Origin of the sequence: Nitrospira sp. (genome assembly GCA_016715825.1) — a bacterium.
Taxonomy (GTDB): Bacteria; Nitrospirota; Nitrospiria; order Nitrospirales; family Nitrospiraceae; genus Nitrospira_D.
Genome location: JADJXO010000009.1, coordinates 43,784 through 56,202, shown reverse-complemented (window position 1 = coordinate 56,202; position 12,419 = coordinate 43,784). Strand labels below are relative to the sequence as shown.

At 55.6% G+C, this 12,419-nt stretch carries 14 protein-coding genes and 1 other RNA gene; 5 read left to right on the top strand and 10 right to left on the bottom strand.

Annotated elements, in window-relative coordinates; all coding sequences use genetic code 11:
• Positions 1-59: 59 nt before the first annotated feature.
• Together otsB and IPM58_15235 are read right to left on the bottom strand one after the other, a co-directional pair.
• Positions 60-818, bottom strand: coding sequence for a trehalose-phosphatase (gene otsB / locus IPM58_15240; GenBank protein ID MBK9308396.1), 759 nt, complete (start codon positions 816-818; stop codon positions 60-62).
• Between the two features lie 18 nt (positions 819-836).
• On the bottom strand, positions 837-3,068 hold the full coding sequence (locus IPM58_15235; GenBank protein MBK9308395.1) for a trehalose-6-phosphate synthase: 2,232 nt from the start codon (positions 3,066-3,068) through the stop codon (positions 837-839).
• A gap of 352 nt (positions 3,069-3,420) precedes the next feature.
• Between IPM58_15235 and IPM58_15230 the strand changes: the two genes are divergently transcribed.
• Positions 3,421-3,858: an XRE family transcriptional regulator gene (locus tag IPM58_15230; GenBank protein ID MBK9308394.1), complete on the top strand. Its 438-nt coding sequence runs from the start codon at positions 3,421-3,423 to the stop codon at positions 3,856-3,858.
• A gap of 86 nt (positions 3,859-3,944) precedes the next feature.
• On the opposite strand, the gene IPM58_15225 is transcribed toward IPM58_15230, so the two are convergent.
• Positions 3,945-4,547 carry a hypothetical protein gene (locus tag IPM58_15225; GenBank protein MBK9308393.1) on the bottom strand — a complete coding sequence of 201 codons (603 nt, stop codon included), beginning with the start codon at positions 4,545-4,547 and terminating at the stop codon, positions 3,945-3,947.
• Between the two features lie 61 nt (positions 4,548-4,608).
• On the opposite strand from IPM58_15225, the gene IPM58_15220 reads away from it, so the two are divergent.
• Together IPM58_15220 and IPM58_15215 are read left to right on the top strand one after the other, a co-directional pair.
• Positions 4,609-5,082 (top strand): hypothetical protein, encoded by a 474-nt coding sequence (locus IPM58_15220; GenBank protein ID MBK9308392.1) that lies wholly within the window; start codon positions 4,609-4,611, stop codon positions 5,080-5,082.
• 95 nt (positions 5,083-5,177) lie between these two features.
• Entirely contained in the window at positions 5,178-5,621 is a 444-nt protein-coding gene (locus IPM58_15215; GenBank protein MBK9308391.1) for an OB-fold nucleic acid binding domain-containing protein, read from the top strand.
• Between the two features lie 126 nt (positions 5,622-5,747).
• Here the strand turns inward: IPM58_15215 and IPM58_15210 are convergent, their stop codons facing one another.
• The 4 genes from IPM58_15210 to IPM58_15195 form a co-directional block, all read right to left on the bottom strand.
• Positions 5,748-5,990, bottom strand: a complete 243-nt coding sequence (locus IPM58_15210; GenBank protein MBK9308390.1) for a hypothetical protein — start codon at positions 5,988-5,990, stop codon at positions 5,748-5,750.
• Positions 5,991-6,589: 599 nt separating this feature from the next.
• A complete protein-coding gene (locus IPM58_15205; GenBank protein MBK9308389.1) occupies positions 6,590-6,790 on the bottom strand; it encodes a hypothetical protein in 201 nt (66 codons plus the stop codon).
• A gap of 55 nt (positions 6,791-6,845) precedes the next feature.
• Entirely contained in the window at positions 6,846-7,169 is a 324-nt protein-coding gene (locus tag IPM58_15200; GenBank protein MBK9308388.1) for a helix-turn-helix transcriptional regulator, read from the bottom strand.
• Positions 7,156-7,515: a type II toxin-antitoxin system RelE/ParE family toxin gene (locus tag IPM58_15195; GenBank protein ID MBK9308387.1), complete on the bottom strand. Its 360-nt coding sequence runs from the start codon at positions 7,513-7,515 to the stop codon at positions 7,156-7,158. The genes IPM58_15200 and IPM58_15195 overlap by 14 nt, the downstream gene beginning before the upstream one ends.
• A 655-nt stretch (positions 7,516-8,170) precedes the next feature.
• Here IPM58_15195 and IPM58_15190 point away from each other — a divergent pair.
• Positions 8,171-8,326, top strand: a complete 156-nt coding sequence (locus IPM58_15190) for a hypothetical protein (GenBank protein MBK9308386.1) — start codon at positions 8,171-8,173, stop codon at positions 8,324-8,326.
• A gap of 26 nt (positions 8,327-8,352) precedes the next feature.
• Here the strand turns inward: IPM58_15190 and IPM58_15185 are convergent, their stop codons facing one another.
• Positions 8,353-8,490 (bottom strand): hypothetical protein, encoded by a 138-nt coding sequence (locus IPM58_15185; protein ID MBK9308385.1) that lies wholly within the window; start codon positions 8,488-8,490, stop codon positions 8,353-8,355.
• An 82-nt stretch (positions 8,491-8,572) separates the two neighbouring features.
• Here IPM58_15185 and IPM58_15180 point away from each other — a divergent pair, with 82 nt between their 5' ends.
• The gene (locus IPM58_15180) at positions 8,573-10,357 is read left to right on the top strand and encodes a recombinase family protein (GenBank protein MBK9308384.1); all 1,785 of its coding nucleotides are present in this window, start codon (positions 8,573-8,575) and stop codon (positions 10,355-10,357) included.
• Here IPM58_15180 and ssrA read toward each other — a convergent pair.
• Both ssrA and IPM58_15170 read right to left on the bottom strand, forming a co-directional pair.
• Positions 10,336-10,685: a transfer-messenger RNA gene (gene ssrA, locus IPM58_15175) on the bottom strand. The two genes, IPM58_15180 and ssrA, sit on opposite strands and share 22 nt — an antisense overlap.
• 488 nt (positions 10,686-11,173) lie before the next feature.
• A complete protein-coding gene (locus IPM58_15170; GenBank protein MBK9308383.1) occupies positions 11,174-12,418 on the bottom strand; it encodes an NnrS family protein in 1,245 nt (414 codons plus the stop codon).
• Position 12,419 lies beyond the last annotated feature (1 nt).

Sequence of the window (12,419 nt, the reverse complement as noted above, 5' to 3'; positions counted from 1 at the left end):
GGATTCTTCAGAAAAGGCACGGAGTCACATTCACCCCAGCCGGTCCAAGCAGGAATACTTCACCCAGCCATCTCAACAATCAACCGTAAGACCTGCGCGATTTCTGTTTGGCGATTGAGGAAGAACCGAGCTGATGAGGCATTCTTCTTCCCGATTCTCACGGTAAGGACCCGAGGATCTCGTAGAGCAAAAACATCTTCATCGGTTACATCATCTCCCACATAGAGGGCGGTCGTACAACCAAGTTGGCGTATGCATTCCTGCAACGCCGTTCCCTTGTGCCACGCCGTTGTTGGCATGACATTGACCACCGATTTCCCCAGCACGATCCGAGGAGTGGGATCCAATTCAGTAACAATCCGAGAGATCAGCGCCCGGGCCTCGCCTCGCTGTTGAACTGTTCGATAGTGGAATGAGAGCGAGTACGACTTCTGTTCAACCAACACGCCACATTCGAGTAACTCAGTCTGAAATTGTTCGGTGATCAGTTGAAGCCAGCCGTGACAGATCTCTTGGACTTGGAACATATCCTCCTGTACTACATGAGGACCTTCTGCACCATGGTTCCCGACCAGACAAGAGACCACAGCCCCGACACGAGCCCGAAGGTCCTTCAATGAACGACCTGAGATCACGGCGGTCTGAGCGCGTGTTGCGAGTGCCTCGAGCCAGAATTGGACCGAGCGCCCTAGGCGAGCACTACCAGGATCGGAAACGATCTTGGCGAGGGTGCCGTCAAAATCAAACGCGTACAGACACCGCCTCTTCGAGAGCGCCTCCAGCTCTCGTCTTCCATTTTCAGACAAGAGGTAGTCCATTGCTCGATCCCCACCCTATCAGGTCAACAAACTTGCCTGCCCGACTTGCTTCATCACTCGCTCCTTTTGACGCATGCGAGCGGCATCCATCAGCATACGCCCAGCCCAGCGATAGACGTTACACTCTTGAATCAGTCCACGCATGCTTTGCATACGGGCTCGTTGTTCCGTTTTGGGCATCGTCAACGCAAGGTGCAGCGCCTCGGCAAATTGATCGATGTCGTACGGATTGATCACCAGCGCTTCCGTCATCTCTCGAGCGGCACCGGTGAACTGGCTCAAGATCAACACACCCTGCTCGTCATCACGGGCACCGACAAACTCCTTGGCGACGAGATTCATCCCATCGTGCAGACTGCTCACGACGCACAGGTCCGCGCCACGATAACACTCGTACACCTCCGCCGGCTCATGATGTCGGATCTTTACGGCGATCGGCTGATAGCCGGCTCGACCAAACCGCTTGTTGATCTGTTCCGCCAACGCCAAGACCTGTCTGTTAAAACTGTTGTATTGCTCGATGACCCATCGACTGGGAGCCGCGATCTGAAGAAAAGTAAATCGCCCGATCCACTCCGGCTGAAGTTCCAGCAGCCGTTCCACCGCCATGAACCGTTCGATGATCCCCTTGGTGTAATCCAAGCGCTCCACTCCCAGCCCGATAAGGCGATCGGAAGGCATTCCGTAGCGCTCTCGTAGACTCATTCGGCATTCCGACACCGGCTGCTGGTCCGCCAGCCATTGGATAGGCCATTCAATGGAAATCGGATAGGGGTTGACCGCGGTCATCTTGCCTCCGAAGGAGATCGTCGAACTGTTGCGATCGATCCGTGTTTCGAGCAGCCGATCGACACTATCGATGAAATTATTGCAATGCACTCTGGTATGGAATCCTAGAATGCTGCTTCCCAGCAGGCCATCGAGAACTTCCTCCCGCCAGGGGCAGATCCCGAAGCTCTCGGCATTCGGCCAGGGGATATGCCAGAACATGATGATCGTCGCATTCGGTAATCGATCTCGAATCAACCTTGGAAGCAAGGCAAAATGGTAGTCCTGCACGAGCACGACCGGATTGTCGGTCGTCGCCTCCTCATATACGGCCTGCGCAAACCGCTCGTTGACGGCGGCATACTGTTTCCAATCAGACGACCGGAATGTGGGCCGGACATGGGCGATATGGCAGAGCGGCCAGAGCCCCTCATTGGAAAATCCATAGTAGTACCCAGCTTCTTCTTCCGGCGTCAGCCATACCCGACGAATCTGATACGTAGGATGGGTAGGTGGGACGGCAACATGATCCCGTTGGTCCACCATGGCTCGATCCGCCGATCCGCTTCCATGCGCAATCCATGTCCCGGAACAGGCCCGCATGACTGGTTCAAGGGCCGACACCAGGCCGCTCGCCGGCACCTGCACCACAATGTTCTGATCCTGCCAATTATGGGCGTAAGGTTGCCGATTGGAGACAATCAGGACTTGGTCCCCGGCAAGCTGTTCATGAAGGATCGACCTAAGGCTGGCCGGACTCCACGATACCTGGCTTTCATCGCGCATGCGGCGATCAGTCTCGAGCGCTTGAACCAGCGACCGCAGATCCTGAGCCAACGGGCGAAGTTCCGGCGCATGGTCCTCGTGCTTCAGACGAGCGAGAAGCCCTTCCCCGCCCAGCATGGCTCGAACACTTACGACCCATCCATGCCAGCTGATGTGTGCAACCGACACCGTGATCAGCGAGATCACCGCCGCGAGTCCCACAAAAAAATAGACGATGTACCACCTGGTGTCGCGGCTGCGTTGCTCGATGAAACTCATATCGTGGAGCAGAACCAGCCGTCCGATGGGATGCCCGCTTGATTCGATCGTCGCTGATGTAATGTGAACGAACCCATGGCCGAGCGAGATCATGGTCGACGAGCCTGGAGAGAGACTCATTGTCGCCTGGCACGTCACGTCTTCGGGGTAGGATTGGGTCTCGTACAACAGGCGGTTCTCACGACTGCAGAAGCCGATCGCATACAGCCGTTCATCCTGGGCGATACGAGTAAAATACGCCCGAATCTTGCTCTTGGAATTCGTCGCGACGAGGTCGGCGAGCGGCCTTTCCATCGTGCCGACCATCAGCTTGGACCGCAGGTCCAGATCCCGGACGAACCATTTTCGCTCCAGAGAATCGACAAGGCTGATGACCCCATAGGCGATAAAACCCAACACGAACGCCAGCGGGATGATGAATCGCAGTGAGAGTCTCATATGAGGCCAATAGTGTACGTTGCACTCATAGACTAAATATACCCGTGTTGTATACTTAGGTTATTCTTTTTATTTCCATAGAAGATCCGTTTCGAATAGGAGGAGATATACATGTCCGTTCGCTCCATTGCGATAGAGCGATGAAAGGCATGCGGCGCGCACGAAGTAATAGAAGCGGGAAGTCAGAGAAAGATTACTGGAGAGGCCATATCTCGGCGCCACCAGTCTCGATACTAGGACAAAAAGGCACCGGTACGCGCAAACGAGGTATTAGGAGGAATGGGACTACCGGAGGTGTTGATCCGCGGGCGCTAGTCCGATAAATCGAAAGAGAGCCCGCGGCACGCACGAAGTGCGGATTGAAGTGCGGATTGGTGGAGGCGACGCTGCGCCATCCCGATCTCGCCACCACGCGCAAGTGGCGATCACAGGCTTCGAGAACCACCTGATTTTCTACATCCCACAACCTGACGGCGTCTCGATCGTGCGCGTGCTGCACGCGGCGCGTGATTGGTGGAGTCTATTAGGTCTCGAAACCTCGTGGAGCAGCCGGATACCCATGAAGTGTGGGAGTCAGGCGTTGGGGATTAAAGGTGTTGCATGCGTTTCAGAAAAAAGCCCGGGCCACGAGCGTGCGCGATCTACGCTCATGCGGCAGATCACCGAATTCATTGAGGGGAACGGGTGTGCTCAAATAGAAGTGGGCACTAAACGGGGAGTCACGCAACCTCACATCAATAATCTTCTTCACGGACGGATCTCTCGCTCTCAATTGGATGCACATCGGTAAGATCCGATGTGGATGAATCCTCACCGTTGACTACCTTGCAAGAACTGTTCGCACCCGCTCCAGAACGCTCCGAATCGTAGAATCTGCTATATGCATTCCATGACCGACATCCAAATCAGCATGCTGCAATCGAGCAAGGCGAGCCGGTACATCGTGATATGCGGTGGGTCCTTGATTGAGAGAACTACATAGACTTCTCTGGCTTCGTCGTACTGTTTATTGGATTCGAGGGTTCGGGCCCACAAATATCGCACCGCTCGGCTTTCGTCGTGAGTAGCCGAACCATGCGTTGAGGCTTCCTGCAACACTCCTAATGCCTCCTCGTGTCTTCCCACGGCCTTAAGACACAATCCCTTCTGGGCAAGTGCCTTGACGGCCCAGGAATTCTGTGTGGCCAGCCGATCGAAGAACACAATCGCTTGTGTATATTCCCCGGATTCCTTCAGCGCCAGCCCTTCGCGGTACAGAGATGAAGGATCTTTCCCTTCCCGAGTCCTAGCAGTCTCCGCATCGCTCACCTCGATGAAATGACACGCAGGCACCTCACCTTGAGCCTGCCCTTCTGTTAAAACATTGATTTTGAGCCGTTCAGCAGCGAGTTCCTGTTCAGACAAGTTAATGTCCTCTGGTGATACCGCGAATGGGAAGACCCCATGTTTGGCTCGCGCCGTTGCGGCTGCTCGAACCATATGACCGGTGATGGTATCCAATCGCTCGCAGCGATCTCACACAATCTGGTGGCGCTATACTATGAGTATGCACACCTCGACACGGAACAGCGTCCCTGTGCTGATGGCCCTGCTGTCCGTTGTAACGGCAAGTGTCAGTACCGCAGACCCCCTTCCTGGATCGAAGCCGCCTGCCTGGCGCTCGTATTCCGTCACCTCCATTCAATCGATTCTGTCCGACCCAAGACACTATCAATTCCGACTCGTCCGGATCCGAGGCGTGGTGCAATCCATTTCTCAGGTTCCGCAGCAGACCGCGTGTGGGTTAGGAGTCGGCTATCAGATTCGCGTGAAGGATGAGTCTGGCGAACTGACCGTGATTGATCTTGGGCCGTGCGGACGAGGGAATAGAGGACCGGTGTTACCAGAAACGCTGGCCGGCGGTGAGCACATTGATGTGCTCATTCTCGTTCCGTTCACCAATACCCCGCGAGAAGCCCCCAACCCACCTGAGGGGCTTCTCCAGTGGCTTGAACGAACCCCATCACACGATTGAACAGCTCTTTTCTTCTCAGCATGCACAGGATCGGAACACTCCACGAGGGGGAACGAAAGGGCCCGCACGGTATACTTGGGACAGTAGGAGGAGGCATGTCCGTACAGCCGTGGTTGATCAGCAGACTGCTCACGCTGAGTTTCTTCCTGGGTGTCAGCAGCGTCAGTGCCGGTGACCCAGAGCGTGTTTCGATTCAGACCTTGTTCTCACCACAAGCCCTCTCCTACCAACAACATGCCGTGACCGTCGAGGGGGTGATACAGGACCTCCAGATGTTCTCCCCATTTGATCGCACGAATGGTCGATCGACTCCCGCAAAATGTCTGCTCTATGGTCGAGCCGCCTTCCTACTCGAAGATGAGACGGGAATTATCCCCGTTGAAGTATTGGGAACCTGTCACCCAGACGTGGTGGAAGTACTGCCGCACAATGGCGATCATGTCCGCATCACGGGGCTCGTCCAGGTGCTGAAGAGTGAGGCTCCCCGTCTCGTGCGCATCCAGGCGATGACGATTCAGATTCTGGAATCGACGCCCTAGTGCTATCGCCGCCAAGCAGTTGATCGAGATGCGTCGCAAATTTATGATAGCGCTTCATCGTCGTACTTCCTTTCTATTGGATGCAGGAAGCCCCCGACCCGAGGGCTGGAGGCTTCCACACTGCGATCAGCGACCCGACCGCTCCGTGACCCAGAGTTTCGCCTGTTGGGTGACTGCGACAAGCGCGTCCAGGTCCGCCAGGCCGAAGGATTCGGAATTCTTCCACACTCCATCCTGGCTCTTGTATGAGCGAGCCATAGTCACGTTGTAGAACGAACCGTTCACGCCTTCGTTCCTCCAGATGCTCGCTGTGATGCGGCTGCATCGAAGCGTCGTGACCGGCTGAGGTTTCTTGTCTTGAGGTGCCATAGTGTTGTCTCCTTTAAGTTAGAGTTGATGTGTTGGCCTCTCACGAGGAGAGGGAGGCCACACAGCGACGACAAAGGAGAGAGAGGCCGTCGCACCCTGGCGGGCCGGCGGGCGCGATGCGGAGGAATGACCGCGGAAAGAAACCGCCTCAGAGGCGGCACGCGGGCATGATCGACGCAGCCCGATGGCGGAAAGCCAGGACGGCGGTCGGATGCGCACAGGCACCGGACCCGAAACCACAAGCTGGCTCTCGCACATCAACAGCACGGCATGGCAGAGCAGCTTCAACGGACGAGGCGAGAAAGTCCTGTGCTCACATATCGACATCAGTTCGCCTGCTTGTCGAGGTGAAGGATGATCAACGAGTCAGCTTCGAAATGGTCTTGAGCTTGATGCGGATGTCGGCTAGAAAGCGACGTACCTATCCAGGATGGTCACTGAGTGCAGGGGAATACCGAACGGCAGACGGGACGAGCTGCCGACTAAGTTTCCGAAAGGTTCTGAACAGGTCGTGCAGACGGGTCCGATCTCGAACGGCGTACGGGCCAGTTCTTTACCAGTTGACGTAGAGGTTGGTGTCAAGAATGAGGCGCTGCGTCTCAGCGAAAGACTTTCCAAAGATGCATGCGTCCCTTCGCTCGCTTCAACGGTTGGTCGAGCGTGTACTCCCCCACCACAAGCGCGAGGGCGCGTTCGATGGCATCGGTCTCAGTTTTGGCACCGAGCACGGTCTTCGCGCGCGTGAGCTTCGCGTGACCGAGCCGGAGATGTTTGTGTCGGATCGCGGCGCGGTGTCTCATGGTCTTTCTCCACTCGACGTTGATGTTTCTCTGCACGCTGGATGCTGAAGACGCACTACCGCCGCGCACCGGCGACCTTCGGTCGTGTTGGAACGAGATGGCAGGCGTCCGCTGTTAGTTCCAATTTGCCACCGAGCACACCAAGAAGCTTTTGCAGGGTTGGAAACGCCGGGAAATGCGCCCCGCTTTCCAAGCGAGCAATCTGCGGCTGTTTCATGCCGGTGAGTTTCGCGAGCTCGGTCTGACTGAACCCACGTCGTTCCCGCAGCCTCGCCAACTCCACAGCAATCCCCACTTCCTGCTCTGCCTTCGCAAGAGCCTCAGCGAACTTTGGCTCCTTCTTGATCTGTTCATTGATGTACTGTTTATGCGTTTTCATCGTGACTCCTTCGCTTGACCTCCTCGTATCGTTGCTCTGCGAGGGCGATGTCTCGCTCTCGCAGTTTCTGCCGTTTCTTCTGGATCGCATGCAGGATGACGAACCGCTGCCCCACGAGTGCGGCATAAAAGAACCGGTACTCCGTTCCCGACCATTCCGGACGCAACTCCCAGATCTTTCCTCGTACATGGGCCGCAATCGAGGCTGGAAGACGGGTGCCATCAATTTCCAGCCGACTGATATAGGCCAGACATTTGGCTCGCGCCCCATGGGACAAGGCGTCGAGAAATGCCTCAATCGGCTTATCTCCCTGTGCCGTCTCATAGTAGATTACTGTCCAGGCCATGTGGATGAACTATAACACTTATGTTATAACTCGTCAAGGAAGGGATCGTGAAGGCGTTCTACCTCTTCGATACTATTCAACGTTACAGATCAACTACGTATCTGTGACAGCGGTTAGAGACTACCACCCTTTCGTGACCAGGCGGTTGTAGAGAAGATACACACCCTCCCGGCGACGCATTCTCACTGCTGACAAAACGATATGCATCCCCAGCCTTCCTGCCACCTCCGCACTCCTCGCTGAAGAGCTGGACCGATCCTAAACGGCCACAGAAACCGGACTCACACACCAACCTCTTCTCAACATCGTGTTGCGCCCCTCACCCACGCGGGGCGCAACAGCTCTTCTGAATCTGTGGCCGCGCACGACTGCAGGCGTGACACCATCCGCGGTGGCACGGTTGCCTCGGGCGTGCCACACTCCTTCATGGGCGACGGCTGTTCTCTTGGCACGGTCGAAACGCCTCGCGCGACACGACGGTGCCTGAGTCCACCTGGCACGGCGTCTCCGGACGCGGTGCCTCAACTGTGTGGCTGCCAAAGCTCCTCGCCCAGCCTAGGCTAACGACACCCGAAAAGAAACTCGTCCGACACTTCGCCTTTGTGCGGCCCCCCTACCTTTTCGGTATGGTCATAAATATTGAACCCTCTCATAAGTGCCACGGACTAGACGCTTTGTGTATGACCCAAATACCGATGAGACGGGCATAGCCGAGATGCTGGCTCGCAAGCGACGGAACGGGCCGATCGGTGATCGGCAATTCAAATTTGTTGGTCGCTTCGCACGGTTCGAGGATCAATTCCATGAGTGATCATGCTCTCTAAGATAACTGCTTCATCACGCACTCGCGATGCCGCTATGCGGCAGGAGTCCAGCCACCGAGGGCATACCTCGGATGCCTGGCCGCCACATGTCTTTGATACCGTGGTCGATATACTGGCCGAGATCCTCGTTGCGGAATACCAGTCGACTCATGCCATAGCTTTCTCTCCTCGCTTGACATTGTCCGAGAAGCAACGGCATCCTTCAGTCCCTCAAGATGGCGAAGGAGTTTAATATGCGTGCTGCGGTATACGCGAGGAAATCTACCGAACAAACGGGCGTGGCAGCGGAAGCTCGCTCCGTGACGCGACAGATTGAGAACGCAAGAGCCTACGCCGAGTCTAAGGGCTGGACGGTTTCCGACGAACACATCTACATGGATGACGGGGTTAGTGGCGCCGAGTTCGTGAAACGCCCAGGATTTTTACGACTGATGAATGCGCTGAAACCCCGCCCTCCGTTCCAGGTCCTTGTGATGTCGGAAGAATCGCGGCTGGGTCGTGAGGCCATTCAAGTCGGGTATGCGTTCAAACAGATTGTCGATGCCGGCGTTCGGGTTTTCTTCTATCTCACGAACCAGGAACGGACACTCGACAGTGCCACGGATAAGATGATGCTCGCTCTTACCAATTTTGCGTCAGAGTTTGACCGCGAAAAGGCGAGCCAACGGACCCATGATGCGATGATGCGTAAGGCCAAGAGTCTCTACGTGACCGGAAACAAAATTTACGGATACGATAATCAGCCAGTTTATGGCACCGATCGGAACTCAGATGGGACACTCAGGCGTCAACATGTCGTGAGGAAGATTAATCCCGAGCAATCAAGAATCGTAGCGCAGATTTTTGAGCACTATGCGACAGGTTGTGGCCTGGCGGCTATAGCGAAGACCCTCAATCAAACGAAGGTCTCTCCGCCAATGGGTGGGCCTCTCGGTTGGTGTCCGACGGCCATCCGGGAGATCCTTCGGCGAGATCTCTATCGGGGCATTGTGTGGTGGAATCGAACGCAGACTATTCAGCGAGACGGTACCAAGAAACAGCGGAAACGGCCGAAGTCCGACTGGCTTCGCCTCGAGGCTCCAGAATTACGCATTGTGTCAGATGCCTTATGGACACAGGTTGAAGCGCTGCGACAGCGAAACGCTGCGGCGTATAAGCGAGAAGGTCAGGGAAGGTTTGTGTCGCGCCCTACAGGTGAGAACCAGCGCAGCGCGTATCTCCTGAGTAGTATCGCCAAATGTGGCAGGTGCGGAGGCTCCATTGTGGCTATCAGTAAAGGCCGTGATGGGAAGTCCGGGCAGACGGTCTATCGATGTTCCTATTTTCACAAGCGTGGAACGTCAATCTGTCGGAATGCAGTCTCCATTAAACAAGACCTTCTTGATTCGGCCGTCCTGACCGCTATGAATGAGGCCATCGACGGACGAGTCGTTTCAGCGTCAATCACACGAGCATTGGAGAAGTTGCGGGCACAGCAGGCTCACTCTCCTGACCGGCGTTCGGCCGTCACTCGAGAACTGTCTCTCCTCGAAACGCGCCTCCAACACCTTGCGGATCTCATCGCGAGCGGTCACGGGACACCTACCGTCGTCCAGTCCCTTTATCAGGAAGAAGTGCGAAAGGAAAGCCTAGTCGCCGAACTCGCGCAGCTTCAAGCCCTGACCACTACCTTATCTTTGGATGAACGACGGATTACCAAACAACTACGAGGTGCCTTAGGCAATCACCCTGCATTACTGGGGCGGCACGTGCCTTTGGCTCCTCAGATGCTGAGGACGTTGCTGGATGGACACATCCTCTGTGAACCCATTGAGGAAGACCACAGGCCCGGCTACCGCTTCACGGCAACCGGGACATTTGGCCGATTGTTAACCGGAACAAGCGTAAGGCGCCGGGGCAAGCGAATTGAGAAAGAAGCAGAACACTCAAGGTTTTTATCCGCGGGCACCAATTCGATAAGACGAAAAAGAGCCCGCGGGTCAACCGAAGGTTGGTTTGGTGGAGGCGAGGGGAGTTGAACCCCTGTCCGAAGATCGTCAGTGCACTGTGTCTACATGTGTAGCCGACAATTTAAGTTTCGCAGCCATCCACGCCCATCGGCAGGCTTAGAACAGCCACTAGCCCAGAAAGTTCTCGTCCGCAGCCGCTGAGCACCGACTTTGGACCAGCCCGCTGCATCACGCCATTCCACCCCCGCGGGCCTCAGATGGAACGACGTCTCAGCCTAAATTAGGCTGCGAGTGCCAGTTCTTGATTGGCAGTTGCGTTTTCTCGGACTTTTACGAGTTCCCGAGAGCTCGACATGCGACAGTGACCTCAGTATCCCCGTCGAAACCGGTCGCCCCCCTTTCTCCAAATAGATTTAGGAAGAAATAACGTTTTATTAAAACACTCCATGGCTTCAAGAGTCCACATAATGATCTATCACACTATACACACTATTCCTCTTCACCAGGAGGAACAAACATTGAGATGACCAATATGACAATACCTGCTCCACTGATCGCCATACCCCACTTTACAAAACCACCGAGGTCCGCCAGGTTGTTAAAGAAGCTCAAATCCCGCTTAGGGCTGACTCCCCATCCCACTGGGAAGCACATGAACCCTACAGCAACAATCAACACTCCGACTAAGCGCGTCCAGCTTTTGGGCCCCATAGCATTTGCGTCTCTTTGATAACCGCCCTTACAGGCCTTAACTCCAGACACACGCTACCGACTTGGACATTGATGCTTCGTTCACTGCTACTAGCTTATCAGATGGGCATCCTCCCGCACGGATCAATGGCCGCCAGTTACCAAGCACTCCAATCCTTTTTCTCCTTACATCCTCTACTCATCCAGGCTCGGGCCGACAAGGTATGGCCCATAGTGGAATGCGAAGAGCAAATACGCCCCGCTCCAACTGAAAGCGGACAACCCAAGCATCGTATGGGTCAGGGTCGTGGGCACATCGGCACTCGGCGCAAAGATTCGCAAGAGGGCCCCAAAGTTAATCAATAGGTAAATCACCACGGTCAGCCGATCGGCGTGGCGTGGCCGTCCGGTATGGCCCAGGCTCGCGCGAGTCATCACCGCCAACGTCATCGTGCCCATCGCGCCGGTGGTCAGGAGATGAATGGCATTTTCGGTGGTAAATCCGACCCCGAGAATCGATGCGCCAAGGGCGACGAGGAACAAGCCGATCCAAGCGTAGCCGATGTGGAGGATCAACACCAATGGTTCCTGCCAAGTTCTCCACCCTCTCCAGCGTAGCCATCGGATGAGACTTGCAATCCCACCCACGATCAGTAGGATTCCAGTCCAGAGACTCTCTGGCTGGAGATTCCAGGCCGCAACACCCAGCAATACCAACACAATCGCAACCGCATCGACTCGAGAAAAGACGATGGGTAACGGGGAGACGTTCCGATCTTCCAGGTACTCTCGAGCAAAGGTAGGGGCAAGCCGCCCACCGATGATTGTCAACATCAGCGTCATGACCGACAACGCGAAGCGTTCAGGAGAGTCTGTGGGCGACCCGCGCAACGCTGAGAGATGAAAGAGGATATTGGCACAGGCGTACAAGCTGACTAAGACTCCGATCGGTGTTCGATCCCAACTGCTTGCCGCAGCAATTTCGCGCCATACATAGACTGCCAGGATCACCAAGAAGGCCCCATCGATAACGGCGACTGTTGCTGCCCCCGCCAATGGGAACGCCATGAGAAGCCGCCCTCCGAGCCACAGCAGAAACAATAACAACAGTGGCGTTCCTCTCAAGGGCATCCGGTCCGTCCAATTGGGCATGGCGGTCAACAAGAACCCAGCGATCAAGGCGGGCAAGTATCCAAACAGCATTTCATGGACGTGCCATTCGCGTGGAGAATAGAGAAAGTCCACCGACACTCTGCCTATGAAGAGGGCGACCCACGCGAGAACAGCGAAACCCGTGAATAGGGCCGCACCGAAAAAGAACGGTCGGAACCCATAGGATAAGAAGACCGGCCCCTTATATGGCGGAAACGTGGGTTCGTCGTCTTCTTGAACGGAAGCTACAGTCGACTGGGTAACAATCGGGATTTCCTTGGCAGACATA